This window comes from Pseudoxanthomonas sp. OG2 (genome assembly GCF_014192765.1).
In the GTDB taxonomy this organism is placed as follows: domain Bacteria; phylum Pseudomonadota; class Gammaproteobacteria; order Xanthomonadales; family Xanthomonadaceae; genus Pseudoxanthomonas_A; species Pseudoxanthomonas_A beigongshangi.
In genome coordinates, this window is sequence record NZ_JACHYM010000001.1 from 717614 (window position 1) to 741801 (window position 24188).

25 protein-coding genes, 1 tRNA gene and 2 other RNA genes are annotated in these 24188 nt (G+C 68.6%); 9 read left to right on the plus strand and 19 right to left on the minus strand.

Annotated features, from left to right (window positions below; all coding sequences use genetic code 11):
* Window positions 1–268 precede the first annotated feature (268 nt).
* The 8 genes from FHW78_RS03250 to FHW78_RS03285 all read right to left on the minus strand — a co-directional run bounded on the left by FHW78_RS03250 (window position 269) and on the right by FHW78_RS03285 (window position 7622).
* Window positions 269–1633: an aminodeoxychorismate synthase component I gene (locus tag FHW78_RS03250; protein ID WP_183637628.1), complete on the minus strand. Its 1365-nt coding sequence runs from the start codon at window positions 1631–1633 to the stop codon at window positions 269–271.
* A 278-nt stretch (window positions 1634–1911) separates the two neighbouring features.
* The gene (gene fabF, locus FHW78_RS03255) at window positions 1912–3150 is read right to left on the minus strand and encodes a beta-ketoacyl-ACP synthase II (protein WP_183637631.1); all 1239 of its coding nucleotides are present in this window, start codon (window positions 3148–3150) and stop codon (window positions 1912–1914) included.
* A gap of 119 nt (window positions 3151–3269) precedes the next feature.
* On the minus strand, window positions 3270–3509 hold the full coding sequence (gene acpP / locus FHW78_RS03260; protein ID WP_093297108.1) for an acyl carrier protein: 240 nt from the start codon (window positions 3507–3509) through the stop codon (window positions 3270–3272).
* A 147-nt stretch (window positions 3510–3656) separates the two neighbouring features.
* A complete protein-coding gene (gene fabG / locus FHW78_RS03265) occupies window positions 3657–4400 on the minus strand; it encodes a 3-oxoacyl-ACP reductase FabG (protein ID WP_183637634.1) in 744 nt (247 codons plus the stop codon).
* 63 nt (window positions 4401–4463) lie between these two features.
* The gene (gene fabD, locus FHW78_RS03270) at window positions 4464–5408 is read right to left on the minus strand and encodes an ACP S-malonyltransferase (RefSeq protein WP_183637637.1); all 945 of its coding nucleotides are present in this window, start codon (window positions 5406–5408) and stop codon (window positions 4464–4466) included.
* A gap of 361 nt (window positions 5409–5769) precedes the next feature.
* Window positions 5770–6762 (minus strand): beta-ketoacyl-ACP synthase III, encoded by a 993-nt coding sequence (locus FHW78_RS03275; protein WP_183637640.1) that lies wholly within the window; start codon window positions 6760–6762, stop codon window positions 5770–5772.
* A gap of 93 nt (window positions 6763–6855) precedes the next feature.
* Window positions 6856–7050 (minus strand): 50S ribosomal protein L32, encoded by a 195-nt coding sequence (rpmF, locus tag FHW78_RS03280; protein WP_097119893.1) that lies wholly within the window; start codon window positions 7048–7050, stop codon window positions 6856–6858.
* A gap of 65 nt (window positions 7051–7115) precedes the next feature.
* Window positions 7116–7622: a YceD family protein gene (locus FHW78_RS03285; RefSeq protein WP_183637643.1), complete on the minus strand. Its 507-nt coding sequence runs from the start codon at window positions 7620–7622 to the stop codon at window positions 7116–7118.
* Between the two features lie 121 nt (window positions 7623–7743).
* On the opposite strand from FHW78_RS03285, the gene FHW78_RS03290 reads away from it, so the two are divergent.
* Entirely contained in the window at window positions 7744–8316 is a 573-nt protein-coding gene (locus FHW78_RS03290) for a Maf family nucleotide pyrophosphatase (protein WP_183637646.1), read from the plus strand.
* A gap of 51 nt (window positions 8317–8367) precedes the next feature.
* Here FHW78_RS03290 and FHW78_RS03295 read toward each other — a convergent pair whose 3' ends face one another.
* Window positions 8368–10209, minus strand: coding sequence for a glycosyltransferase family 39 protein (locus FHW78_RS03295; protein WP_183637649.1), 1842 nt, complete (start codon window positions 10207–10209; stop codon window positions 8368–8370).
* Between the two features lie 47 nt (window positions 10210–10256).
* On the opposite strand from FHW78_RS03295, the gene FHW78_RS03300 reads away from it, so the two are divergent.
* Genes FHW78_RS03300 through FHW78_RS03315 form a run of 4 tightly spaced genes read left to right on the plus strand, consistent with a single transcriptional unit; the run spans window position 10257 to window position 14646 of the window.
* Complete coding sequence (locus FHW78_RS03300; protein ID WP_141456294.1) at window positions 10257–11207, plus strand: AAA family ATPase; 951 nt, start codon at window positions 10257–10259, stop codon at window positions 11205–11207.
* A 4-nt stretch (window positions 11208–11211) separates the two neighbouring features.
* Complete coding sequence (locus FHW78_RS03305) at window positions 11212–12171, plus strand: DUF58 domain-containing protein (RefSeq protein WP_183637652.1); 960 nt, start codon at window positions 11212–11214, stop codon at window positions 12169–12171.
* A complete protein-coding gene (locus FHW78_RS03310; RefSeq protein WP_183637655.1) occupies window positions 12164–14113 on the plus strand; it encodes a DUF3488 and transglutaminase-like domain-containing protein in 1950 nt (649 codons plus the stop codon). The genes FHW78_RS03305 and FHW78_RS03310 overlap by 8 nt, the downstream gene beginning before the upstream one ends.
* 11 nt (window positions 14114–14124) lie before the next feature.
* Window positions 14125–14646, plus strand: coding sequence for a Slp family lipoprotein (locus FHW78_RS03315; RefSeq protein ID WP_183637658.1), 522 nt, complete (start codon window positions 14125–14127; stop codon window positions 14644–14646).
* Between the two features lie 226 nt (window positions 14647–14872).
* Here FHW78_RS03315 and FHW78_RS03320 read toward each other — a convergent pair whose 3' ends face one another.
* The 4 genes from FHW78_RS03320 to dnaX form a co-directional block, all read right to left on the minus strand.
* Window positions 14873–15235, minus strand: coding sequence for a histidine triad nucleotide-binding protein (locus FHW78_RS03320; RefSeq protein WP_183637660.1), 363 nt, complete (start codon window positions 15233–15235; stop codon window positions 14873–14875).
* 157 nt (window positions 15236–15392) lie between these two features.
* The gene (gene recR / locus FHW78_RS03325; RefSeq protein ID WP_183637662.1) at window positions 15393–15989 is read right to left on the minus strand and encodes a recombination mediator RecR; all 597 of its coding nucleotides are present in this window, start codon (window positions 15987–15989) and stop codon (window positions 15393–15395) included.
* 121 nt (window positions 15990–16110) lie between these two features.
* Window positions 16111–16431, minus strand: coding sequence for a YbaB/EbfC family nucleoid-associated protein (locus FHW78_RS03330; RefSeq protein WP_141456287.1), 321 nt, complete (start codon window positions 16429–16431; stop codon window positions 16111–16113).
* Window positions 16432–16437: 6 nt separating this feature from the next.
* Entirely contained in the window at window positions 16438–18282 is a 1845-nt protein-coding gene (gene dnaX, locus FHW78_RS03335) for a DNA polymerase III subunit gamma/tau (RefSeq protein WP_183637666.1), read from the minus strand.
* 98 nt (window positions 18283–18380) lie between these two features.
* On the opposite strand from dnaX, the gene FHW78_RS03340 reads away from it, so the two are divergent.
* The 4 genes from FHW78_RS03340 (at window position 18381) to ffs (ending at window position 19717) form a co-directional block, all read left to right on the plus strand.
* A complete protein-coding gene (locus FHW78_RS03340) occupies window positions 18381–19232 on the plus strand; it encodes a hypothetical protein (protein ID WP_183637669.1) in 852 nt (283 codons plus the stop codon).
* Window positions 19233–19314: 82 nt separating this feature from the next.
* Window positions 19315–19407: transfer RNA gene (locus FHW78_RS03345), tRNA-Ser, on the plus strand.
* Window positions 19408–19447: 40 nt separating this feature from the next.
* Window positions 19448–19567: non-coding RNA, RtT sRNA (locus FHW78_RS03350), on the plus strand.
* Between the two features lie 53 nt (window positions 19568–19620).
* Window positions 19621–19717: signal recognition particle sRNA small type (gene ffs / locus FHW78_RS03355), an RNA gene on the plus strand.
* Between the two features lie 452 nt (window positions 19718–20169).
* Here ffs and FHW78_RS03360 read toward each other — a convergent pair.
* The 6 genes from FHW78_RS03360 to FHW78_RS03385 form a co-directional block, all read right to left on the minus strand.
* Window positions 20170–21183: a YncE family protein gene (locus FHW78_RS03360; protein ID WP_183637672.1), complete on the minus strand. Its 1014-nt coding sequence runs from the start codon at window positions 21181–21183 to the stop codon at window positions 20170–20172.
* 7 nt (window positions 21184–21190) lie between these two features.
* Complete coding sequence (locus FHW78_RS03365) at window positions 21191–21619, minus strand: molybdenum cofactor biosynthesis protein MoaE (protein WP_183637675.1); 429 nt, start codon at window positions 21617–21619, stop codon at window positions 21191–21193.
* Between the two features lie 3 nt (window positions 21620–21622).
* Window positions 21623–21868: a MoaD/ThiS family protein gene (locus FHW78_RS03370; protein WP_183637679.1), complete on the minus strand. Its 246-nt coding sequence runs from the start codon at window positions 21866–21868 to the stop codon at window positions 21623–21625.
* Window positions 21865–22356 carry a cyclic pyranopterin monophosphate synthase MoaC gene (moaC, locus tag FHW78_RS03375; RefSeq protein WP_183637681.1) on the minus strand — a complete coding sequence of 164 codons (492 nt, stop codon included), beginning with the start codon at window positions 22354–22356 and terminating at the stop codon, window positions 21865–21867. Before moaC ends, FHW78_RS03370 begins: the two co-directional genes overlap by 4 nt.
* A gap of 62 nt (window positions 22357–22418) precedes the next feature.
* Complete coding sequence (moaA, locus tag FHW78_RS03380) at window positions 22419–23435, minus strand: GTP 3',8-cyclase MoaA (RefSeq protein ID WP_343205529.1); 1017 nt, start codon at window positions 23433–23435, stop codon at window positions 22419–22421.
* The gene (locus tag FHW78_RS03385) at window positions 23432–24187 is read right to left on the minus strand and encodes an MBL fold metallo-hydrolase (protein WP_183637684.1); all 756 of its coding nucleotides are present in this window, start codon (window positions 24185–24187) and stop codon (window positions 23432–23434) included. The genes moaA and FHW78_RS03385 overlap by 4 nt, the downstream gene beginning before the upstream one ends.
* Window position 24188: the final 1 nt, after the last annotated feature.

Here is a 24188-nt window from a genome sequence, read left to right on the forward strand (position 1 = left end):
TGGGTGAGTTGCGGGAAGGCGCCCCCATCCGCCCCGTTGGGGCACCTTCCCCCGCGTTGCGGGGGAAGGAGTTTGCTTTGCCGGATATGCGGGGGCGGCACGCCTCGAAAATCGCGAGGCGAGTCCCTTCCCCCGCAACGCGGGGGAAGGTGCCCGAAGGGCGGATGGGGGCACGCTCCGCGCCACCCCACTTACCGGCTTGCGCCGGAATGACGGCCAAAAATCCCTACGCAAATCTCTTCCCTGCAAAGCGGGACAAGAGAGTCGGTCAGGCTTCCAGGGCTTTCAGGACGCCGCGGGCCTTGGCGCGGGTTTCGTCGAGTTCGCGATCGGGGATGGAGTCGGCGACGATGCCGGCGCCGGTGCGGAAGCGGACTTCGGTGCCGCCTTCGCGCGGGAGGACTTCGGCGCTGCGGATGAGGATGTTGAGGTCCAGGTCGCCGTCACGGTTGAGCCAGCCGAAGGCGCCGGTGTAGGCGCCGCGGGCGACCTGTTCCAGTTCGGCGATGATCTGCATGCAGCGCACCTTGGGGCAGCCGGTGATGGTGCCGCCGGGGAAGGTGGCGCGGATGACCTGGCCGGGCGTGGCGTCGGGTTTGAGGTGGCCGCGCACGTTGCTGACGATGTGGTGGACGTGGGCGTAGCTTTCGACCGTCATCAGTTCGTCGACCTGCACGCTGCCGGGCAGGCAGACGCGGCCCAGGTCGTTGCGCTCCAGATCGATGAGCATGACGTGTTCGGCGCGTTCCTTGGGATGGCCGACGAGTTCGCGGATGCGGGCGGCGTCATCGTCGCCGGGAAAGCGCGGGCGGGTGCCGGCGATGGGGCGGGTTTCGACCACGTCGCCGCGCACGGAGACGAGGCGTTCGGGCGAGGAACTGACCACGGCCCAGCCCTGCCCCGCGAACAGGCCGGCGAATGGTGCGGGATTGGCGGTGCGCAGGCGCGCGTACAGCGTTGAAGGTTCCAGGGTGCCGTCGAACCACGCCTTCCAGGCGCGCGAGAGGTTGACCTGGAAGACGTCGCCGGCGGCGAGGTAGTCGAGGATGCGGACGACGCCGTCGGTGAAGCGTTCGGGGGCGTCCTCGTCGATGCACAGCGGCGGGTGCCAGGCGGGCAATGCGGGTGCGGGTGACGCGAGGTCGGCGGCGATGCGTTCGAGCAATGCGGCGTGGCCCTGTTCGGCAATCGCCACGCAGTCGCCGGTGCCGCGATCGCGCAGGATCGCGGCGGGGCAACGCAGGGCGACGGCAATCGGCATGCGCGCGTCGTCATCGCGCGGGGGCAGTTGCAGGACGGGTTCGACTTCGCCGGCCAGTTCGTAGGCCAGCAGCAAGGCCCAGCCGCCGCGGAACGGCCAGCGCGGTTCTTCGCGATCGATGCGCGCGGCTTGCCAGTGGGCGTCGAGGGTGTCGAGGAAGTTGGCGTCCTGCGGTGCGCCATGCAAGTCGCGCACGCGGCCGTCGTGATGCAGGGTGAAGCCTTCGCCTTCGGCGGCCATCAGCAGCAGGTCCCAGCGTCCCTGCACGGTGCCGGAGGCGACCGATTCCAGCAGCACCGGATAGCGCGCTGGATCGCGCCGGTGCAGGGCGAGCAGATCGGTGTCGGGGGACAGCGCGCGGGTTTCGATCATCGTCTTGCGGGAGCGCGGGGAAGCAGGGTGCATTGTGCCGGATGTGGTGGGGGTTCTGGCATTGCGGGCTTGCCCCCATCCGCCCTCCGGGCACCTTCCCCCGCAACGCGGGGGAAGGGACTTTCGTTGGGGTCAAGAAGATGTTGATACATCGCCCTTCCCCCGCCTGCGGGGGAAGGTGCCCGACAGGGCGGATGGGGGCGCTTTTCCTATCAGACAAACAAAAACCCCTCGCCTTCCAGCGAGGGGTTTCGTATATCGCGCAACATCGCCCGGCGTCAGATCCGCTTGAACACCAGCGTGCCGTTCGTTCCGCCGAAGCCGAAACCATTGGACACCGCGATGTCGATCTTCTTCTCGCGCGCGGTGTGCGGGACGTAGTCCAGGTCGCAGCCTTCGCTCGGGTTGTCCAGGTTGATGGTCGGCGGAATGATGCCGTGGTGGATCGCCAGCACGGAGAAGATGGCTTCCGCGCCGCCGGCCGCGCCCAGCAGGTGGCCGGTCATCGACTTGGTGGAGCTGACCATGATCTTGTACGCGTGGTCGCCCAGCGCGCGCTTGATGGCCAGGGTTTCGGCGAGGTCGCCCTGCGGGGTGGAGGTGCCGTGCGCGTTGAGGTATTCGACCTGTTCGGCGGTGATGCCGGCGTCCTTCATGGCCGCGACCAGGCAGCGTGCCGGGCCTTCGCCGTTTTCGCTGGGGGCGGTCATGTGGTGGGCGTCGGAGCTGGCGCCGAAGCCGGCCAGTTCCGCGTAGATGCGCGCGCCGCGCGCCTTGGCGTGTTCGTACTCTTCCAGGATCAGCACGCCGGCGCCATCGCCCAGCACGAAGCCGTCGCGATCGCGATCCCACGGGCGCGAGGCGCGGGTGGGATCGTCGTTGCGGGTGGACATGGCCTTCATGGTGCAGAAGCCGGCCATGGAGGTCGGCGAAGAGCCGAGTTCGGCGCCGCCGGCGACCATCACGTCGGCATCGCCGTACTGGATGGCGCGCATGGCCACGCCGATGGAGTGGTTGGAGGTGGCGCAGGCCGAGACGACCGAGAAACTCGGGCCCTTGATGCCCTTCAGGATCGACAGCTGGCCGGGCAGCATGTTGATGATGGTGCTGGGCACGTAGAACGGCGAGACCTTGCGCGGGCCGCCTTCGTGCAGCTTGATGGTCTGTTCCTCGATGCCGTGGATGCCGCCGATGCCCGAGCCGATGATGGCGCCGATGCGCTCGCCGTTGGCTTCGGTGATTTCCAGTCCGGAATCATCCAGTGCCATGAACGAGGCGGCGATGCCGTAGTGGATGAACGGATCCATCTTCTTCGCGTCCTTGGCGGAGACGAAGGTGGTGGGATCGAAGTTGCGGATTTCACCCGCGATCTGGGTGGTGTAGGCCGAAACATCGAACGAGGTGACCGGACCGATGCCGGAACGGCCGTTGACGATGCCATCCCAGCTGGTGGCCATGTCGTTGCCCAGCGGCGACACCAAACCCATTCCCGTAATGACGACGCGACGCCGGCTCATAACACGCTCCTCAAATGCATTTGTTTCGGTACGCCCGTTTTGCTTGCCGGGCGGTGCGACCCCGGACACGCGCGGGGCCGCATTCGCGGCCCCGACACGAAGACTTCAGAACGCCGGGCTTACGCCTTGACGTGGGCCTTGACGTAGTCGATGGCCTGCTGCACCGAAGTGATCTTTTCGGCTTCTTCGTCCGGAATTTCGCACTCGAACTCTTCTTCCAGCGCCATCACCAGTTCAACGGTGTCCAGCGAGTCGGCGCCCAGGTCATCGACGAACGATGCGCTGTTGGTGACTTCTTCTTCCTTCACGCCGAGTTGTTCGACGACGATTTTCTTGACGCGTTCTTCGATGCTGCTCATTGGATATCGCTCCAGACGGAGATTGGGTGACTAGTTGATATTGCCACGCTTGGCGATGGCAAACCGGGGGATAGTGTAGTGGAAACCGGCGGCGGCGGGCAGATGCCCGGATCCGTCACCAAATCAACCACTTACCGCTATTTTTTGTTACGGCATGTACATGCCGCCGTTGACGTGCAAGGTCTCGCCGGTGATGTAGCCGGCCGAGGGGCCGGCCAGGAACGCGACCGCGCGGGCGATGTCGGCCGGTTCGCCGAAGCGTCCGAGCGCGATCTGGCCGAGCATGGCGTTCTTGGCGTCTTCCGGCAGCGACTTGGTCATGTCGGTGTCGATGAAGCCGGGCGCGACCACATTGACGGTGACGCCGCGGCTGCCGATTTCCTTGGCCAGCGACTTGGAGAAGGCGATGATGCCGGCCTTGGCGGCGGCGTAGTTGGCCTGCCCCGCGTTGCCGGTGACGCCGATGACCGAGGCGATGTTGACGATGCGGCCCTTGCGCGCCTTCATCATGCCGCGCATCACCGCCTTGGAGGTGCGGTAGACGCTGGTGAGGTTGGTGTCGAGGATGGCCTGCCAGTCCTCGTCCTTCATGCGCATGAGCAGGTTGTCGCGGGTGATGCCGGCGTTGTTGACCAGGATCGAGACCGGACCGAACTGCTTGGCGATGTCCTCGATCAGCGCCTCGACGGCGGCCGCGTCGGTGACGTTGAGTTCGCGGCCGTGGCCGCCGCGCTCGGCCAGGCGCTCGCCGATGGCCTGCGCGCCGCCGGCGGTGGTGGCGGTGCCGATGACGGTCGCGCCCTGGGCGGCGAGCTCATCGGCGATGGCCGCGCCGATGCCGCGGCTGGCGCCGGTGACGAGGGCGATTTCGCCTTGCAGGGGTTTGCTCATTGCGGGGTCCTCGGAATCAGGGGCGCGCGCGGTGCGCGCGCCGGAAGGATGGGTCGGCGGGGCTCAGGCGGCCCAGTCCGCCAGCGCGGCCTGGAAGTCGCCAACGCCGCCGATGGCGCGCGCGTCCAGCGCCTTGTCGATGCGCTTGACCAGGCCGGTCAGCACCTTGCCGGGGCCGCATTCGGCCACCCGGACGACGCCCTGCCCGGCCAGCGCCTGCACGCATTCGGTCCAGCGCACCGGCAGGTAGAGCTGGCGCACCAGCGCGTCGCGCAGGCCGTCCAGATCCGCATGCACCCGCGCGTCGACATTCTGCACCACCGGCAGCGCCGGGGTGTGCCAGCTCAGTCCGGCCATGACCTCGGCCAGGCGGTTGGCGGCTTCGCGCATCAGTGGGGTGTGCGAGGGCACGCTGACGGCCAGCTTGACCACCTTGCGCACGCCGCGCTCGCCCAGCAGGGCGATGGCGCGTTCCACGGCTTCGGTGTCGCCGCCGATCACGATCTGTCCGGGCGAGTTGTAGTTGGCCGGCACGACCACGCGCGAGTTGGAGGCCTGTTCGCAGACTTCGGCGACCACGGCATCCTCGGCGCCGAGCACGGCGGCCATCGCGCCGACGCCTTCGGGCGCGGCTTCCTGCATCAGCTGGCCGCGCAGGCGCACCAGGTGCGCGCCGTCGCGCAGCGACAGCGCGCCGGCGGCGACCAGCGCGGTGTATTCACCCAGGCTGTGGCCGGCGAGCACGGCCGGTTGGGCACCGCCCTGCTGCTGCCACGCGCGCCACACCGCCACGCCCGCGGCGAGCAGCGCCGGCTGGGTGTATTCGGTGCGGTTGAGCATTTCTTCCGGGCCGCCCTGCGAGAGCGCCCACAGATCCACGCCGGCGCCGTCGGAGGCCTCGGCGAACGCTTCGCGCACGATCGGATGCAGCTCCGACAGTTCGGCCAGCATGCCGAGCGACTGCGAGCCCTGGCCGGGGAAAACGAATGCGAGCGGGGTGGAGGTCACGCGGGGGTCCGGTGAAAAAAAACGAGCGGGGATGATACGTGCGAAAGCGCCGGATTGTCTGTACCCAGGCGTATTGCGCGCCCCACCCCGCGCCTCCGGAACCATCGCCCCCACACCTGCTTCCTGTGGGAGCGACGTCAGTCGCGAGCTTCCAGCGCGAACCCTGCGCACCCAATGACGTCACTCGATGACGGCCACCTCGCCCGCTTGTAACGATGGCGAATTCGCGGATGCGAAACACGCGCGACAGGGTGCGAGATGACGCGGTGTTTCCGCGCACGGCGACTTGCCTCTCCCCGAAAACAAAAGGCGCTCCGAAGAGCGCCCTTTGCGATATCGCGGATGAGAACGTCGCCTGTGATCAGTAACGCAGCAGCGCCGAGCCCCAGGTGAAACCGCCGCCGAAGGCTTCCAGCAGCACCAGCTGGCCGCGCTGCACGCGACCGGAGCGAATCGCTTCGTCCAGCGCCAGCGGTACCGAGCCGGAGGAGGTGTTGCCGTGCTTGTCGACGGTGACGATGACGTTGTCCATCGACATCTCCAGGCGCTTGGCGGTCGCCTCGATGATGCGCAGGTTGGCCTGGTGCGGAATCAGCCAGTCCAGATCGTGCTTGTCCAGGCCGTTGGCTTCCAGGGTTTCGTCCACGACCGAGTCCAGCGCCTTGACGGCGTATTTGAACACGTCGTTGCCCTTCATGTGGATGCGGCTGCCGTTGTTCGGCGCATTGTTGTCGAAACCGGCGGACACGCCGACCGGGTTCCACAGCAGTTCCTTCTTGCTGCCGTCGGCATGCAGGTGGGTGCTGAGGATGCCGGTTTCGGTGTCGGCCTTGAGCACGGCGGCGCCGGCGCCATCGCCGAACAGCACGCAGGTGGTGCGCTCGGTCCAGTCGACGATGCGGCTGAGGGTTTCGGTGCCGATGACCAGGGCGGTCTTGACGTCACCGGAACGGATGAACTTGTCGGCCACGCTCAGGGCGTACAGGAAGCCCGAGCAGGCGGCGTTGACGTCCATCGCGGCGCAGCCTTCGGCGCCCAGGCGGGCCTGGATGAGGCAGGCGGTGGACGGGAAAATCAGATCGGGGGTGGTGGTGCCCACCACGATCATGTCGATCTCGGAGGCCTCGACGCCCGCGGCTTCCAGCGCGCGCAGGGCGGCCTGGTAGCCGAGATCGCCCGCGGTCTGGCCTTCCGCGGCGATGTGGCGCTCGCGGATGCCGGTGCGGGTCTGAATCCATTCGTCGCTGGTGTCGACCAGTTTGGCCAGGTCGTCGTTGGTCAGGACCTTCTCAGGCAGGTAGCTGCCGGTTCCGGCGATACGCGCGTAAATACGCCCGTTGGATTGCTGGCTCATGCCTGCTCCCGTTGCTGGCCCGCAACGGGGCCCTGGATACCACGACGATGATGGCGGGCGCGTCCGCGATTAAGCGGACGCGCCGGGAGCGCATCAATCTTCTTCGACGGCCGAGGTCTTGGTCGCGATGACCTTCTTGCCGCGGTAGTAGCCGTCGGCGGTCACGTGGTGACGCAGGTGGGTCTCACCGGAAGTCGGATCGGTGGACAGCTGCTTGGCGGTCAGGGCGTCGTGCGAACGGCGCTGACCACGGCGGGACGGGGTGACTCGGGATTTCTGCACAGCCATGGGATTGCTCCAGCTATAAACCTTGAAATGAATCTGCGATTCGTATTGCCAGACCGCCGAAGCGGCTAGTTCTTTTTCAGCGAGGCCAGCGCCGCGAACGGGTTGGCCTTTGCCAATTCTTCTTCCTGCGCCGGCCAGTCACGTTCCACCGCGTCCGATTCCGGATTGACCGGAACCACCGGAACGGCGAGGACCAGTTCGTCCTCCACCAGATCCGCCGGGTGCAGCATGCCGTCCTCCGGCACCAGCAGCGCTTCGTAGTCCGGGGGCAACGCGGCCTCGTCGGCCTCGTCGCGCACCAGGCCCAGCCGCTGGACGAGACTGACCGGAAGCAGGAATCGTTGCAGGCTGCGCTGGCACACCAGCGGCAACTGCGCCTCGATCCTCAACTCCACGTAAGGCACCCGCAGCGCGTCTTGATCGAATTCGATCGTGTAGCGTGCTTCGCCATCGGTATCGTTCAGCAGACCCTGCAAGCGCGTCATGGACGACAGCGGCAGGCGACCTTCAAAACTGCGCCGTGCCGCGACCATGCGCCAAGCATCCAACATCTCGGGCGTATTCGCGGACATAAGCCGCTGAATGTTAAGGACTGCGCGCCGAGCTGTCAAACCTGGTCAATCGTCACAGGATAAGGGATTGCCGGACGCGGCCACGCTCGGCAGACTGCCCGCCCCCGTCTCCCGGCCCGCCATGATGCCCCTGCTGCTCGCCTCGACCTCCCGCTACCGCCGCGAACTGCTGGAACGGCTGCGTTTGCCCTTCCATGTGGCCCGCCCGGACGTGGATGAGACGACCGGCCCGGACGAGGCGCCGGCGGCCCTGGCGGCCCGGCTGGCCAGTCTCAAGGCCGCTGCGATTGCCGCCCACCACCCCGAGGCCTGGGTGATCGGGGCCGACCAGGTGGCCGAGGTGGACGGCCAGGCCATCGGCAAGCCCGGCCACCGCGAGGCGGCCATCGCCCAGCTGACCGCGATGTCCGGCCGGGCCATCCGTTTCCACACCGCGCTGTGCCTGCTGCGGGACCAGAACCGGCATGAGGCCAGCGATGTGACCACGGTACGGTTCCGCGCGCTGTCGGCGGAGGAAATCGAACGCTATGTGGACGCCGAGCAGCCGTTCGACTGCGCCGGCAGTTTCAAGAGCGAGGGACTGGGCATCACCCTGTTCGAGGCCATCGACTCGCAGGATCCGACCGCCTTGATCGGCCTGCCGCTGATCGCGCTGTCGCGCCTGCTGCGCGAGGCGGGGTTCCAGTTGCCCTGACCGGGTTCCCCTTGTAGAGCGGGCCTTGGCCCGCTCTCGCAATCCGCCCAGTCAAGGCTCGATATCGATCGGCTGCTCTTCCCAGTCCTCGACGCTGCCGTCGTTGCCGTGCAGGCGCAGGCCGAGCCAATGGCGTCCCGGTGACAGGGCCGACGCATCCACGTCCGCGCGGAACCCGACTCGCGGGTGCTGCGGATCGTTGGAGATGCGCCAGAACGCGGCCACGCCCGGCTCGGACCTGCCGTATTCGGCCTTGGCCACCGGTTTGCCGTCGATCAGCACTTCGACGCCCTTCAGGCCCACGCCTTCCTTGAACGCCCAGCCCTGCACGGGGAAGCGCGGGGACACGCCGGCGCGCGACACCGGTGCGTCGATCCAGGCCATCGCCGGCGCCACGCAGGCGCCCTTCGCTTTTTCCTTCGGCAAGGCGAACAACAGGAAACGCTGGTGGCCGTGATCGATGTTGACCACGCGCGGCGGCGGCAGCGGCCCGACCTGCCCGCACAGCGTGTGGTAGTAGTCCAGCAAGTGCTTGTACTGCACGTCGCCCTGGCCGATCACCAGCAACACCGGCATGTCGCGGGTGCCGTCATCCTGCAGTTTCCAGAGCTGCAACTGCGGCGCGCGGCCATGCTTGCGGTTGAGCGGATGATCGAGCACCCGGATGTCCGGATCGTCGAGTGCGAAGCCCAGTTCCGCGCCGACCTTGAAGCTGCCCGCCAGCAGCGTGGTGTCGGCGGGCAGGCGCGCGCGCTCCTCGCGCACGGCGCGGGCCAGGTGCGACCAGCCGGCGAAGTTGTAGGGGTAGTACTTTTCGGCGGCGAAGCGCTCGCGCCATGACGGCACCGAGGCCACCAGGTAATAGGCCAGCATCGCCACCATGCCCACGCCGGCCAGTATCCACAGCGCGCGCCGCCAGAATCGCGGCCAGCCGGCGATCAGCGCGGGCACCGCCAGGATCAGCGCCAGGTAACCGGGCAACGGCCAGTGGAAACTCACCCGCTCGACGTCGGCAAAGAAACCCAGCGCGAAGAAGCCCAGCGTGGAGGCCATGCCGAGCAGGCCGAAGTAGCGCCATTGCGAGGGCACGTCGGCGGTCCCGCGGCTGGCGCGGAAGCCCGCGATCATCAATGCGGCGAACAGCAGCGGCGTGACCATCAACGCCTGGATGATCACGAACCAGGCGCCGGTGGGCTGGAACGACCACGGATGGCGATCGACCAACTGGAAGCGCAGACCGGCGTCGGCATATTCCAGGTTCCATGCCAGCAGCGGCGCCCACGCGGCGACGCCGACCGCCAACGCGATCCAGATGCGCGGGTCGCGCAGGATGCGGCGTCCTTCCGGCAGGCACAGCAGGGCGACGAAACCCACGCCGATCACGCCGAGGAAGCGGTAATGGCTGAGCGCGCCGATGGCCAGTCCGAGCGCGAGTTCGGCGGCGGAGGTGGCGTCGATCTCGCGCAGCAGGCGCGCACCCGCATCCAGGCACAGCACCGCCGCCAGCGCCATCGGCACGTCCGGCAGGGCCAGCAGGCCCAGCGTGCCCGACAGCGGCATCAGCACGGTCAGGGTGCCGGCCTGCCAGCCGGCGGCCTCGTCGAACCAGCGGCGCGTGATGTGGGCGATGAGCCAGGGAATGAGCGCGGCCATGATCAGGAACGGCGCGCGCAGGGCCAGGCGGTGCTGACCGCCCAGTTCGGTGCCCAGCCGGGTCAGCCAGGCGGTCAGGCCGGGCAGATCCGAGTAGGCGGCGGCCAGGTGGCGGCCTTCCTGCCAATAGAACGCCTCGTCGACGAACAGCGGCAGGCGGGCCGCGATCACGACCTTGATCACGGATGCGATCAGCCAGACCGCCAGAAAGGTTTTCCTTGCGCTTGCCACGTCCTGCATGCCGCTACACTTCCTCTTCATCCCAACGGTCAGGTCCCGAGCACGCGATGCCCACCACGCCCACGCCGCCTATGCTATCCGATGCCCTTCGCGATGCCCTCAAGCGCGCGCAGGAACAAGTCAATGCACTGGTGCTGGGCAAGGCGTACGAGGTGCGGCTGGCGTTCGTGGCGCTGCTGTCCGACGGCCACCTGTTGATCGAGGACCTGCCCGGCCTGGGCAAGACCACGTTGGCGCACGCGTTGGCGGCTACGCTCGGATTGGGCTTCCAGCGCGTGCAGTTCACTTCGGATCTGTTGCCGGCTGACGTGCTGGGCGTGTCGGTCTACGACGGCGCGGCGCGGCAGTTCCAGTTCCATCCCGGCCCGGTGTTCACCCAGGTGCTGCTGGCCGATGAAATCAACCGCGCGCCGCCGCGCACGCAAAGCGCGCTGCTGGAAGCGATGGCCGAGCACCAGGTGACGCTGGACGGCGTGACCCATGGATTGCCGGATCCGTTCTTCGTGATCGCCACCCAGAATCCGGTGGATCTGTCGGGCACCTATCCCCTGCCCGACTCGCAGCTGGATCGTTTCCTGCTGCGGCTGGCGCTGGGCTATCCCGGCGCGGATGCCGAACGCGCGCTGCTGGCCGGCGAGGATCGGCGCGCGCTGATCGCGCAGACCCTGCCGGTGCTGAGTTCGGACGACGTGCTGGCGCTGCGCGCGGCGGTGAACCAGGTGCACGCCAGCGACGCGCTGATCGTCTACGTGCAGGCGCTGCTGGCGCGCAGCCGCCATCATCCGGGCGTGCGCGTGGGCCTGTCGCCGCGCGCGGGCATCGCGCTGCTGCGCGCGGCACGCGCGCATGCGCTGCTGCTCGGCCGCGCGCACGTGCTGCCGGAAGACATCCAGGCGCTGTTCGGCGTGGTGGCCGCGCACCGGCTGGTCGCCGAGGCGGAAGCCGATTCGACCGCCGCGCTGGCCAAGGCGATCCTGCACGCGGTGGCGGTGGACTGAGTCGATGGCGGACACGCTGCGGCAACGGTTGCGCCGGCGCCTGTCGCGGTTCGCGCGGCCGCGCCAGTCCGAGCCCCTGCCGGCCCGGCTGGACCGCCGCCGGGTGTATGTGCTGCCCACGCGTTTCGGCTTGTTCTATGCGGTGCTGGTGACCGCCATGCTGGTCGGCGCGCTCAACTACAACAACAACCCGGCGTTGCTGCTGGCGCTGTTGCTGGCCTCGGCCGGGCTGGCCAGCCTGATTGCCGCGCACCTGCAACTGTCCGGCCTGCAACTGGACGCGGTGTCCGCCGAACCGGTGCCGGCCGGGCAACCGCTGCGGGTGCAGGTGGCGCTGTCCACGCGCGATCAGCGCGAGCGTCGCGGATTGCGGCTGTCGTGCCTGGAGATCGCCGGCGGCGTGCCGGTGATCACCGGCGACGCGGTGGTGGCGGAACTGATCCTGCCCACGACCCGCCGCGGCTGGCTGGATCCGGAGCGGTTGGAGATCTGGACCACGCAACCGCTTGGCCTGGCGCGCGCCTGGGCCTGGTTCTGGCCACGCCAGTGGCTGCTGGTGTATCCATCGCCGGAACCGAACGGTCCTCCCCTGCCCGACTCGGAGGGTGGCGGCAGCCGCGCCCGACGCCAGGCCAGCGGCGACGACGTGCACCATCTGCGCGCCTACCGCGCCGGGGATCCGTTGCGCGCGATCGCCTGGAAGCCCTCCGCGCGGCGCGAGCACTTGCTGGTGCGCGAGTTCGAGCAGCCGGTGGGCCTGGAAGTGGATCTGGCCTGGTCGGCGCTGGCCGCGCTGCCGGGCGAACAACGCATCCGCCGACTCGCCCACTGGGTGGATCTGGCCGAGCGCGAGGGCCGCCGCTACCGGCTTCGCTTGCCCGGCGACGTCGCGCTGGGGCCCTCGCGCGGCCCCGCGCACCGGCATGCCTGCCTGCGGGCATTGGCGTTGTTGCCGCATGGATAAGTCCGCCGCGCCCCGCGCCAGCACGCTGGATGCCGGCAGTCGCCTGTGGGCGTTGCTTGCGACCGGACTGTGCCTGCTGGCGCTCCTGATCCAGTTGCCGGCCGGAGTGGCGGCCGGCATCGGCGCGCTGGCGGTGGCGACCACTGCGCTGTCCTGGCGGCGCGCGCTGCCCGGCCCGCTGCGGCTGCTGCTGGCGCTGCTGATCATCGGCGCGGTGCTGGCGGTGATGGGCATGCGCTTCGGCCGCGATACCGGCTGCGCGCTGCTGGCGGCGATGCTGGCGCTGAAGCCGGCGGAGACGGTGAGCCTGCGCGATGCGCGCAGCCTGCTGGGATTCGCGCTGTTCGCGCCGTTCTCGGCGTTCCTGCTGGACCAGGGACCGCTCACCCTGCTGCTGGCCGCGCTCGGCGTGGCCGCGGGCCTGCTGGCGCTGTCGCAACTGGCCGACGCGGAAGCCGATGCGCCGATGCCGCGCGTGTCCCTGCGCCAGCGCCTGTGGCGGGTCGGCCGGTTGCTGCTGATCGGATTGCCGCTGATGCTGGCGACGTTCTGGTTCTTCCCGCGTTTTCCTTCCCCGCTTTGGGGCGTGCCCGAGCGCGCACTGGCCCAGCCGGGATTGTCCGATCGGATGTCGCCGGGCGGCTGGCTGGACCTGATGGCCGACGACAACCCGGCCCTGCGCGTGCAGTTCTTCGGCGCGGTGCCGAAGCCGGAGGAGATGTACTGGCGCGGACTGGTGCTGTGGGACTACGACGGTCGCGAGTGGACGCGCTCGCCGTGGATCGCGACCTTGCCGGCGGCGCCGGCGGAGTCGGCCCAGGCACCGCGCTGGGACTACGAAATGATGGTGGAGCCGACCGAGCAGCGCTGGCTGGTGGCGCTGGATCTGCCGGTGTCCACGCCCGCCGATGCGCAACTGGATCGGGATCGGGCGCTGGTGGCCACGCAGCCCATGAATGGTGTCACCCGCTGGCGCGTGGCTTCGGCGCCGCCGTCGCGCTTCGATACCCGGCTGCCCACGCCGCTGCGCGAACGCGCGCTGGCGTTGCCGGCCGGCCTGAATCCGCGGACCCACGCGCTGGCGGCGCGGTGGCGGCGCGAAGCCGGTGGCGACGATCTGGCCATCGTGCGCCGCGCACTGGAATGGATCCGGCGCGACTTCGGCTACACCCTGGATACACCGCTGCCCGGACGCGACGCGGTCGACGAGTTCCTGTTCGACCAGCAGCGCGGGTACTGCGAGCATTTCAGTTCCTCGTTCACCACGCTGATGCGCGCCTCGGGCATTCCGGCGCGGGTCGTGGTGGGTTACGCCGGCGGCTATCGCAACCGTTTCGGCGACTACTGGATCGTGCGCAAGATGGATGCGCATGCCTGGAGCGAGGTGTGGCTGCCGCAACGCGGCTGGGTGCGGGTGGATCCCACCGCCGCGGTGGCGCCGGAGCGGATCTTCGACACGCTGGAAGATCGCCTGGGCGCGGACACCGGCGCGGTGTTCCAGCGCAATCCGCTGTTCGACGCGGGCGACTGGCTGCGGCGCGGCTGGAACGATCTGGTGCTGGGTTTCGACGCCCGCCGCCAGCAGCACATGCTCAGGGCGCTGGGTCTGCCTCCGCTGGACGGCGGCCGGCTGGGCGCGTTGTTCGCGCTGGCCGCGCTGCTTGCCGTGGGTGCGATGGCCTGGTTGCTGGCCCGCGGCGAACGCGAGCGCGATCCGTTGCTGCGGGCCTGGCACGCGCTGGGCGCGCGCTACGCGCGGATCGGACTGGGCCGCCAGCCCCACGAGCCGGCGCTGGACTGGGCGCGGCGGGTCGCCGCCAGCCATCCGGCCGCCGGCGCGGTGCTGGTCCCGCTCAGCCAACGTTTCGCCGAGGCGCGCTACGCTGCCGCCGTGAGCGACATTCCCGCGCTGGTTCGCGACCTGCGCCGCCATCGGCCCTGAAGGAGATTTCCATGAAACTTCGTCACCTCATGCTAGCCGGCGCCGTCGCGGCCCTCGCCGCCTGCGCCACCGCCCCGCAACCACTGCAAGGCACCTTCACCCCGGTCACGCCGCGCGACGCCGTCGCCGGTGCGCAGGTGGGTTCGCAGGTGCGCTGGGGCGGCCGCATCATCGAAACCAAGCCAGGCCAGGACAGCACCTGCTTCCAACTGGTCTCGCGTCCGCTGAACGCCACCGGCCGGCCTATGGAATCGGCGCCAGACGCGACCGACGGCCGCTTCCTCGCCTGCCGCTCCGGCTTCTACGATCCGGCCGTGTTCGCGCCGGGCCGCGAAGTGACCTTCGTCGGCCGCATCAACAGCTACGAGAACACCCGCATCGGCGAGTACGACTACCGCCTGCCGAGGGTGGACGCCGACGTGGTCTACCTGTGGCCGGAAGTGCGCGAGGTCGAAGTGCGTCCTTCGCCGTTCTATGACCCGTTCTGGGGTCCCTACTGGGGACCGCGCTGGGGTTATTGGGGCTGGTGGTGATCGCCCCCGTGGCCTGAGGATTGGCCGGATGCAAAACGCCGCTCATCGAGCGGCGTTTTTCTTTGGTCGTGTCCCACATCACTGGACTGCCCCTTTCCTCGTCATTCCGGCGAATGACGGAATCCATTTTCCGGGACGATGGATCATCGCGGATGCGAGGGCATCGCGCGAACGTGATTCCAGCTTGCGCTGGAATGACGGCTTGCGGTGGGCACCGCGTGGGAGATCAGCGGCCGGGGACGCCGAAGTGGCCCAGCGGGGCGCCGGCCAGCAGGTGCAGGTGCAGGTGGAACACGGTCTGCCCGGCGTGTTCGCGGCAGTTCATCACCACCCGGTAGCCGTCCTGGGCGAAGCCTTCGCGGCGCGCGTACTCGGCCGCCGCCAGCACCAGCTTGCCGACCAGCGCGGCCTGTTCCGGCAGCAGGTCGTCCATGGTGGGAATCAGCACGTGCCTGGGAATGAACAGCACGTGCACCGGCGCCTGCGGTGCGATGTCCTTGAAACCGAGCACCTCATCGTCTTCGTAGACGATGGTGGCGGGAATCTCGCGGCGGAGGATCTTGCCGAACAGGGTGTCGTTCTGGGTCATGGCGCGGTCCGGGATGGGGTGGGTGCAAGCATAGTGCCTGGCGGTCGACATCGATGCATTGTGGGAGCGACGTAAGTCGCGATTGCGGTGAAGCGGACGAAACCGACCAGAGCTATCGCGACTTACGTCGCTCCCACAAGACAGGGCGGGAAATGCTTCAGGGCATCTCGCTGCGCGAGCCGAAGGCGTGCGAAAGGGTGCCGCGATCCACGTATTCCAGTTCGCCGCCCAGCGGTACGCCGTGGGCCAGGCGGCTCGGCTTGACGTTGTGCTGACGGGCCAGTTGCGCGAGATAGTGTGCGGTGGCCTCGCCTTCCACGGTGGGATTGGTGGCGATGATCAGCTCGCTGATCTCGCCCTGCTTCAGGCGTTCGCCAAGCTGTTCCAGGCCCAGTTCGCGCGGGCCGATGCCGTCCAGCGGCGACAGCCGGCCCTGCAGGATGAAGTACACCCCGCGATAGCCGGTGGCTTGCTCGATGGCGAGTCGATCGGCGGGCGATTCCACCGCGCACAGCAGGTGCCGATCGCGGCTGCCGCTGGCGCAGATCGCGCAGATCTCGCCCTCGGTGAAATCGCGGCACTGGCTGCAATGCCCGATCCGCTCCAGCGCCACGGACAAGGTCTCGGCCAGGTGCTTGCCGCCCTCGCGTTCGCGCTCCAGCAGGTGGTAGGCCATGCGCTGGGCGGTCTTCTGGCCCACGCCCGGCAGCACGCGCAGGGATTCGATCAGTTGTTCGAGCAGGGACAGGGACATGGACGTGCGAAGGAAAAGAAGCCGCCCGGCGCGGCGGGCGGCATGGCATGCATCTGTCGGAAGCGGTTCACGCGTGGCGGGCGTTCATCGAAACCCGTTGGCACGTCGTCCACCCGTGGGCTCAGAACGGCAGCTTCATGCCCGGCGGCATCGGCATGCCGGCGGTCAGCGCGCCCATGCGCGACTTGGATTCGGCGTCGATCTTGTTGGAGGCGTCGTTGAAGGCGGCGGCCACCAGATCCTCCAGCATTTCCTGGTCACCGAGCAGCGACGGATCGATGCGGACCTTGCGGCACTCCTTGGCGCCGGTGAGGGTCACGCTGACCATGCCGCCGCCGGCGTTGCCGGTGATTTCCAGCTTGGCGATCTCTTCCTGGGCGCGTTGCAGGTTTTCCTGCATCTTCTGCGCCTGCTGCATGAGTTGGGCGATGTTTCCACGCATGTGTGCTTACTCTTCGAATGGACGGATGGAATCCGGTACGACCTTCGCGCCGTGTTGCTCGATCAGGCGCTGCACGTCCGGGTGGTTCATGAAATCCTGCTCGGCGGCTATCTGCTGTTCGCCGCGTTCACGATCGGTGCGCTGGCGCAGCGTTTCCGAGCCCGCCGGCGCGGCCTGGAACACGATCTTCGGCGCGGTGCCGTAGCGCTGGGCGATGGCGTCGCCGAGATCGCGGACGGAACGCTCCGAGCGCAGGTAGTCGAAGCCCGGATCCAGCGACAGCTGCAGCACGCCGCTGTCGTAGCCGACGAACGCCGCGTTCTCGACCAGTTGGCGGGTGGCGCCCTTCAGTTCGCTGTTGCTGGCGAAGTGCATCCATACATCGGCGTTGGTGATGCCGATGTCGGAGGAAAAGGCGAAGTCGCGATCGGCGGGATGGGCTTCCTGCTTCGGCGTCGATGTCGGGGTTGCGGCGACTGGGGCCGGTGCCGATGGTGGCGGTGCCATCGCCTGGGAAGGCGCAATCGCCGCCGGCGCGGAAGACACGGCGCGCGGCGGTTCGACCGGCCACGGCGGCGTGTCGTCATCGGCGGCCGGCGCGGGCATCGGCGCGGCAGCGGGTCGCGGTGTGGCGGCGGGGGCTGCCTGGTCGGCCACCGCGCGCACGGGCGCGGTTTCCGAAGGTTTGGAAGCGGCGCTCGTCGTCGCGGCGGGCATCGACGCCGCTTGCCGCGTCGTCGGCACGGCTTCGCCCTTGCCCTCGCCCGTCGCGGGCGCCGGGCGGAACGCCAGCATGCGCAGCACGCTCATTTCGAAACCGGCGCGGGCGCTGGGCGCCAGCGGCAGATCGCGACGTCCGCCAAGCGCCATCTGGTACCACAGCTGCACCACTTCCGGCCGCAGTTGCGATGCGAATCTATCCGCATCCACGCCCTCGCCGTCCGCGCCGGCGCCGGGCACCAGTTGGCGCACCTGGATGCGATGCAGCGCTTCGGCGAGCGCTTCCAGCACTCCATCCCAGTCGGGCGAGAAATCGGCCAGCGCGGCGACCACCTGCAACAGGCGTTCGCCATCACCTTCGGCCAGCGCCTCCAGCATCGCGCCGACCTGGGTGCGATCGACCGTGCCGAGCATGGTGCGCACGCCCTCGTCGCGCAGCGCGCCGCCGGCATAGGCGATGGCCTGATCCAGCAGCGACAGGCCGTCGCGCAGGCTGCCGTCGGCGGCCTTGGCGATCTGGCGGATCGCGCCGTCGTCGGCCTCGATGCCTTCGGCACCCAGGATCTTGGCGATCTGGCCCGCGATCTGCGGCTCTTCCAGCCGCTTGAGGTTGAACTGCAGGCAGCGCGACAGCACCGTCACCGGCAGCTTCTGCGGATCGGTGGTGGCGAGCAGGAACTTGACGTGTTCCGGCGGCTCTTCCAGCGTCTTCAGCAGCGCGTTGAACGCCGCCTTCGACAGCATGTGCACTTCGTCGATCAGGTAGACCTTGAACTTGCCGCGCGAGGGCATGTACTGCGCGTTCTCGATCACCTCGCGGACGTCGTCCACGCCGGTGTTGGACGCGGCGTCGATTTCCAGCAGATCGATGTAGCGGCCGGCGTCGATGTCCAGGCAGGCCGCACACTGGCCGCAGGGATCGGCACTGGTGCCCTTCTCGCAATTCAGCGACTTGGCGAAGATGCGGGCGATCGTGGTCTTGCCGACGCCACGGGTACCGGTGAACAGGAAGGCGTGATGGACGCGGCCGGTGTCCAGCGCGTTGCTGAGCGCGCGGACCACGTGTTCCTGCCCCACCAGTTCGGCGAAGCGCTTCGGACGCCACTTGCGGGCGAGGACGAGATAGCTCATCGGTGGATTTTGCCACACCCGGTCGCGGTCAAGGCCGGAACCGATGGATACACTGCCGGCCAGGACGGACGCCGGACGCGTCCATGACAGGGATCCGCATGTTCCATCGTTTTCGGGCCGTTCCAGCCGCCTGCTGCCTGCTGTTCACCGCCTTTTCGGCCAGCGCCGCCGCGCCGGCGGTCCGCAGCGAGGTCAAGGGCCTGCATATCGCCGCCCGCGACGCGCTGCCCGCGCCACGCGAGCCGCAGATGCTGGAGGAAGGCCATTTCTGCCGGATGCAGGTCACCGAACCGAAGACCACGGCCGGCCGCGCCGTCGCCGCGCGCGGCTGGTACGTCACCAGCGAGGTCCAGGCCGGCGGGTATACCAGCGTGGGCGCCTTCAGCCGCGGGGGCGAAGGCACCAGCGGCACCTGCTTGATCGCCGACGGCAACGTGTTCGTGTTCCGCGGCCCGGCGCTGGCGGCCATCGTGTATGGCGATCCGGCCGAGGACGAATATGTGGGCGGGCCGATTGGTGGCGTCGCCGGGACGACGTTGCCGGATCGGGTCCGGATCACCGACCGGACGCCCCCCAACCTGGCCCAGGCCGACCTCCGCTTCAGCGCGGACGCCATTGAAGTGGTGGCGGTGGCTGAACGGGAAACATTCTGCGGCAACCTGGTGATTCCCAATCTCCGTGGCATGGATATCCCGAAAGCCCGGAAGATCCTGGCCAAGGGGGGCTGGCGCCCGGCTCCGCCAGCGGCGACGGACGAGGAAGACCGCTTCGACGCCGCAGCCGGTTACCGCGCCGAGGGCCTGACCGAATTCGAGACCTGCTCCGGCACCGGCTATGGCTTCTGCGCGGTGAACTATGAACGTGCCGACGGCGCGCAACTGCACGTGACCACGCTCGGCGACGAGCCGCCCACCGTCTCCGCCTACGACGTCCAGTGCGAGGCCCGGTGAACCCTCCGGATGTTTTTGCCCTGCCCGGGGAAATTCCGTAGAATGCCCGACTCCCCGCGGACCGGCCGGTCCCTGGGGACCCGGAGAGGTGTCCGAGTGGTTGAAGGAGCACGCCTGGAAAGTGTGTAAGCGTCTAAACCGCGCTTCGGGGGTTCGAATCCCCCTCTCTCCGCCAGATTGAATGACGTAGTGAAGGCTCCATGTCCGTGATGTTTCGCCGGGACTTGGAGAGGGGGTGAGAACCCCCGGGTTCGACAAACCGCGCAGCGGTTTGCACGGCGAAGCCGCCCGCAGGGCGAGGCGCGCAGCGCCGAATGAATCCCCTCTCTCCGCCAGATTTCGAGCAATACACGGGCCGCGCGCAGCGCGGCCCTCGTCTATGGTGACCCCGTCGGTCCCTCGCGACGCTAGGTTGAAAACCCCGCCAGGGCCGGAAGGCAGCAACGGTATCGACTGATGCGGGCGCCGAGGTCAACCGGCGGGGTCATCGCCTTTTCCGACCCTGTAGAGCCGAGCTTGCTCGGCGGCGGAAGGTCACCGGTACTCGGACCGTTCAAGCGGAGCAAGCTCCGCTCTACGGGGCGTGGAGATTCTTGTAGCGCCGAGCTTGCTCGGCGGCGGAAGGTCACCGCTACTCGGACCGTCCAAGCGGAGCAAGCTCCGCTCTACGGGGCGTGGAGATTCCTGTAGCGCCGAGCTTGCTCGGCGACGCAAGGTCACCGGTATTCGGACCGTTCAAGCGGAGCAAGCTCCGCTCTACGGGCGTGGAGATTCCTGTAGCGCCGAGCTTGCTCGGCGGCGGAAGGTCACCGGTACTCGGACCGTTCAAGCGGAGCAAGCTCCGCTCTACGGGCGTGGAGATTCCTGTAGCGCCGAGCTTGTCTCGACGGCGGAAGGTCACCGGCATTCGGACCGATCAAGCGGAGCAAGCTCCGCTCTACGGGAACAGGACCACCGCGCCGGGTTCGCGGCTGGTGACCCAGTAATCGATGACCTGCCATTTCTGGGTGTCCACCACAGCGATGCGATCACCGCCACTGAGCGCGATGTAGGCGCGAGGTTTCACCGGATCGACGGTGATGCCGATCGGCAGTGCACCTCGGCCCAGGGCGGTGTCGCGGATGTCCATGCCTTCGCGCGTCAGCGGCACGCGGGTCAGCGCGAGCTTGGTGCGGGCGTCGAAGACCTGGAGTTCGGCGTTGCGGGCGTTGACCACGCAGGCATGGCGCCCATCGGAGGTGAACGCCACGCGCAACGGAAAGCCGCGGCTGGACATGCGCCGCCGCACCGCCAGCGTGTTGGGATCGTGCACGGTCACGGTGCCTTCGTCGCGATTGGCGACCCACAGTTCCAGGCCATCCGGACGCAGGGCGATGCCTTCGGCGCCCTTGCCCGCCGGTCGCTCCAGCAGGAGCTTGCCGGCCACCAGGTCGACGCGACTGACCGTTCCGCGTCCCAGCTTGCTGACGTAGGCATGGCGACGATCCACGCTGACCGCCAGCATGTGGCCGATGCCGTCGCCGATATCGATGGCGCGGGTCACCTTGCCTTCGTCCACGTCCACCAGCAGCAGGCTGGCGCTGCCCTCGGCGGTGACCACCACGCGCCCGGCGTCCAGGAAACGGATGCCGTGCGGCGCGCCATGGGTGCCCAGATCGATGGTGCGGGTCGGGCGGCCTGCGTGCAGGTCCAGCACCGACAGCGTGCTGCCGGACACTTCGCTGCCGTAGTTGCTGACCACCGCGGTGCGGCCGTCCGGCGAGATCGCGATTTCATGCGGCGAATCGCCGGTGCGGTATTCCCCGCGCTTGCGACCGTCCTGCGCGGACAACCGCCAGACGCTGTCGGCGGACTGGTTGCTGACCAGCAGATCCGCGCACCATCCGGACAACGGCGCGCACAACGCCAACCACAACAGCAAACGTCCCTGTTCCCTGTTCCGCGTAAGCATCCTTTCCTCAATCCGTTGTCGGTGTCGGGTGCAGCCAGCCGGCATCGCCGGCCGCATAGCGTTCGTGCTTCCAGATCGGCACGCGCGATTTCACTTCGTCGATGATCCAGCGGCAGGCGGCGAAGGCCGCGTCGCGATGGCCGGCGTTCACTCCGACCCAGACCGCGAGGTCGCCGATGGCCAGTTCGCCGATCCGGTGCACGCAGCGCGCGTCGTGGATGGCGAACCGTTCGCAGGCTTCGGCCAGGATCCGCTCGCCTTCCTTCTCCGCCAGTTCCACATAGGCTTCATAACGCAAACCGTTCACGGCGCGGCCATCGTTGTGGTTGCGCACCCAGCCTTCGAAGGCGGCGAACGCGCCGGCGCGCTCGTCCAGCAACGCCGAGCGCAACGGCGCCGGATCGAACGGAATGTCGCTCAGGGCAAAACGCGGCATGGCTCAGCCTCCGCTCACCGGCGGAATGAACGCGACCTCGCTGCCTTCGCGCGGTGCGTCCTCCCAACGGGCGAAATCCCCGTCCACCGCCACGCGCAGGTGGGCGACGGGCAGACGGAAGCCGTGGCGCGCCTGCAACTCGGCGTAGACGCCGCGCAGATCCGGCGCGCCGGTGATCAGGGTTTCCTCGGCCACGCCGGCGGCATCGCGCAGGCTGGCGAAGTAACGCACGATCAGCCGCCGGCTCATGCCAGCGTCCCCACGTCGCGTTTGCCGCCGCGCTTGCCGAGCAGCCGCGCCGGTCCCAGCACGATGGCGTGTGACAGCGCCTTGCACATGTCGTACACGGTCAGCGCGGCCACGGTGGCGCCGGTCAACGCCTCCATCTCCACGCCGGTGCGATTAATGGTGCGCACCGAGCAGCGGATGTCCAGGCTGCGCTCGTCATGCCAGTCGATGGCGATGCGGCAGCCGTCGATGGGCAGCGGATGGCAGAACGGAATCAGTTCGTGCGTGCGCTTGACCGCCATGGTGCCGGCGATGATGGCGGTATCGACGATGCCGCCCTTGGCGCTGCGCAGGCCATTGGCACGCAGTTGCTGCGCGACGGCGGCCGGAAACTTCACCCGGCATTCCGCGATCGCTTCGCGCGCGGTTGCCGGCTTGGCGGACACATCCACCATCGCCGGGCGTCCGGCGGCGTCGAGGTGCGTCAGCGCGAGGGTCGGTTTCTTCATGGGTCGGCGTGCGGTCCAGGCCGCACATGGTAGCGTCCGGCGCGGGCGGCGCACATCCGGGATCAGCCGCCGATCAGGTACATCTCGACCGGCCGGCCATGGCGGGCGCCGGTCTGGCCGCGCTGCTCGCTGTAGCGGTCCTCGCGCGAGCGCCACAGCGAGGCCACGTGCGTCGTCAGCTCGTGCTCGCCCTGCGCCAGGGCCGAACGCAGGTCGGCACCCTCGCTGGCGAACAGGCAGGTGTACAGGTGGCCGTCGGCCGACACCCGCGCCCGGTGGCAGTCGCCGCAGAACGGCGCGCTGACCGAACTGACGAAACCGATTTCGCCCTGGCCGTCGTCGAAGGCGTGTCGCTCGGCCACCTCGCCGCGGTAGTTGGCCTGCACCGGATGCAGCGGCCAGCGCGCGGCGATGCGATCGCGCAGTTCCGCCGACGGCACCATCTGGTCGCGCCGCCAGCCGTTGCGGGTGCCCACGTCCATGTACTCGATGAAGCGCACCACGTGGCCGCTGCCGCGGAAGTGTTCCAGCAGCGGCAGCACCTGCCGCTCGTTGAGGCCGCGCTGGACCACGCAGTTGATCTTGAGCCGCTCGAATCCGGCCGCCACCGCCGCGTCGATGCCGGCCAGCACGTCCTGCACGCGGCCGCGGCCGCCGGACATGGCTGCGAACACGTCCGGATCCAGCGCATCCAGGCTGACGGTCAGGCGACGCAGGCCGGCCTGCTTCAATGCCGCCGCCTGCGCGCGCAGCAGCGTGCCGTTGGTGGTCAGCGCCACGTCGTCCAGGCCCGGCAGGCGGGTCAGGCGGGCGACCAGATCCGGCAGGCCCTTGCGCAGCAGCGGCTCGCCGCCGGTGAGGCGCAGCTTGGTGACGCCCAGCGAAATGAAGGCACGCACCAGCGTTTCGATCTGGTCGAAGGACAGCCGCGAGGCGGCGTCCAGCCCATAGTCGTCCGGCACCCGGTCGGCCGGCATGCAATAGCCGCAGCGGAAGTTGCACGCTTCGATCACCGACAGGCGCAGGTCGCGCAACGGCCGGCCCAGGCGATCTTCCGGCGGCGGCGGGATCGCGTTCACCGCGCTTCCATCCCATCGCGCAGCGGCTTCAACGACAGCGTCTGCCCGGGTTCGGCGACCTGGTGACCACGCCCGCGCATCGCCGCGCCATCGGCGGCGCTGGCGTAGTGGTACAGCACGCAGCGCGCCAGCAACGCCGGCGGGTACTCGCGTTCCAGATCCTCGATCCCGCTGTGCGAGGGATTGCCGTGCAGCGCGCAATCGTGCGCGATCACTTCATCGGCATCGGCGAAGCGCGCCAGCATCTCCGGAATCGGCCGGGTGTCGCCGGTCCACACCAGGCTGCCGGGCAGGCGCAGGCCAAACGCGGTCTCCGGCCAGTGGTGGCGCACCGGAAATGCCTCCAGCCGCACACCCTCGTGCCAGAACGCGCCGCCGACCGGAATCAGCTGGAACGCGTCCCAGAAATTGGCGCCGCCCTCGGCCAGCACATTGGGATACTCGCCCACGCGCTGGTGCAGCAGTGGCACCACCGGCGCGGGCACGTACAGGCGTACGCGGCCCCGGCGCGAAGGCTCGAAATAGTGGCCGACGAACAGGCGCTCGAAGCCGGCCACATGATCCAGGTGCACATGGGTCACGAACAGCGCCTGCGGCCATTCGCCATAGTGTTCGAGAAACGCGGTCAGGCCTTCGCCGCCGCAGTCGATGGTCAGCCAGGGGCGGCCGTCGCGCTCGATCGTGGCCATCGCCGACCCCAGCGCCACCGCCGTCGCACTGCCCACGCCATGGAAGCGCAGCCGCCAGTCCATC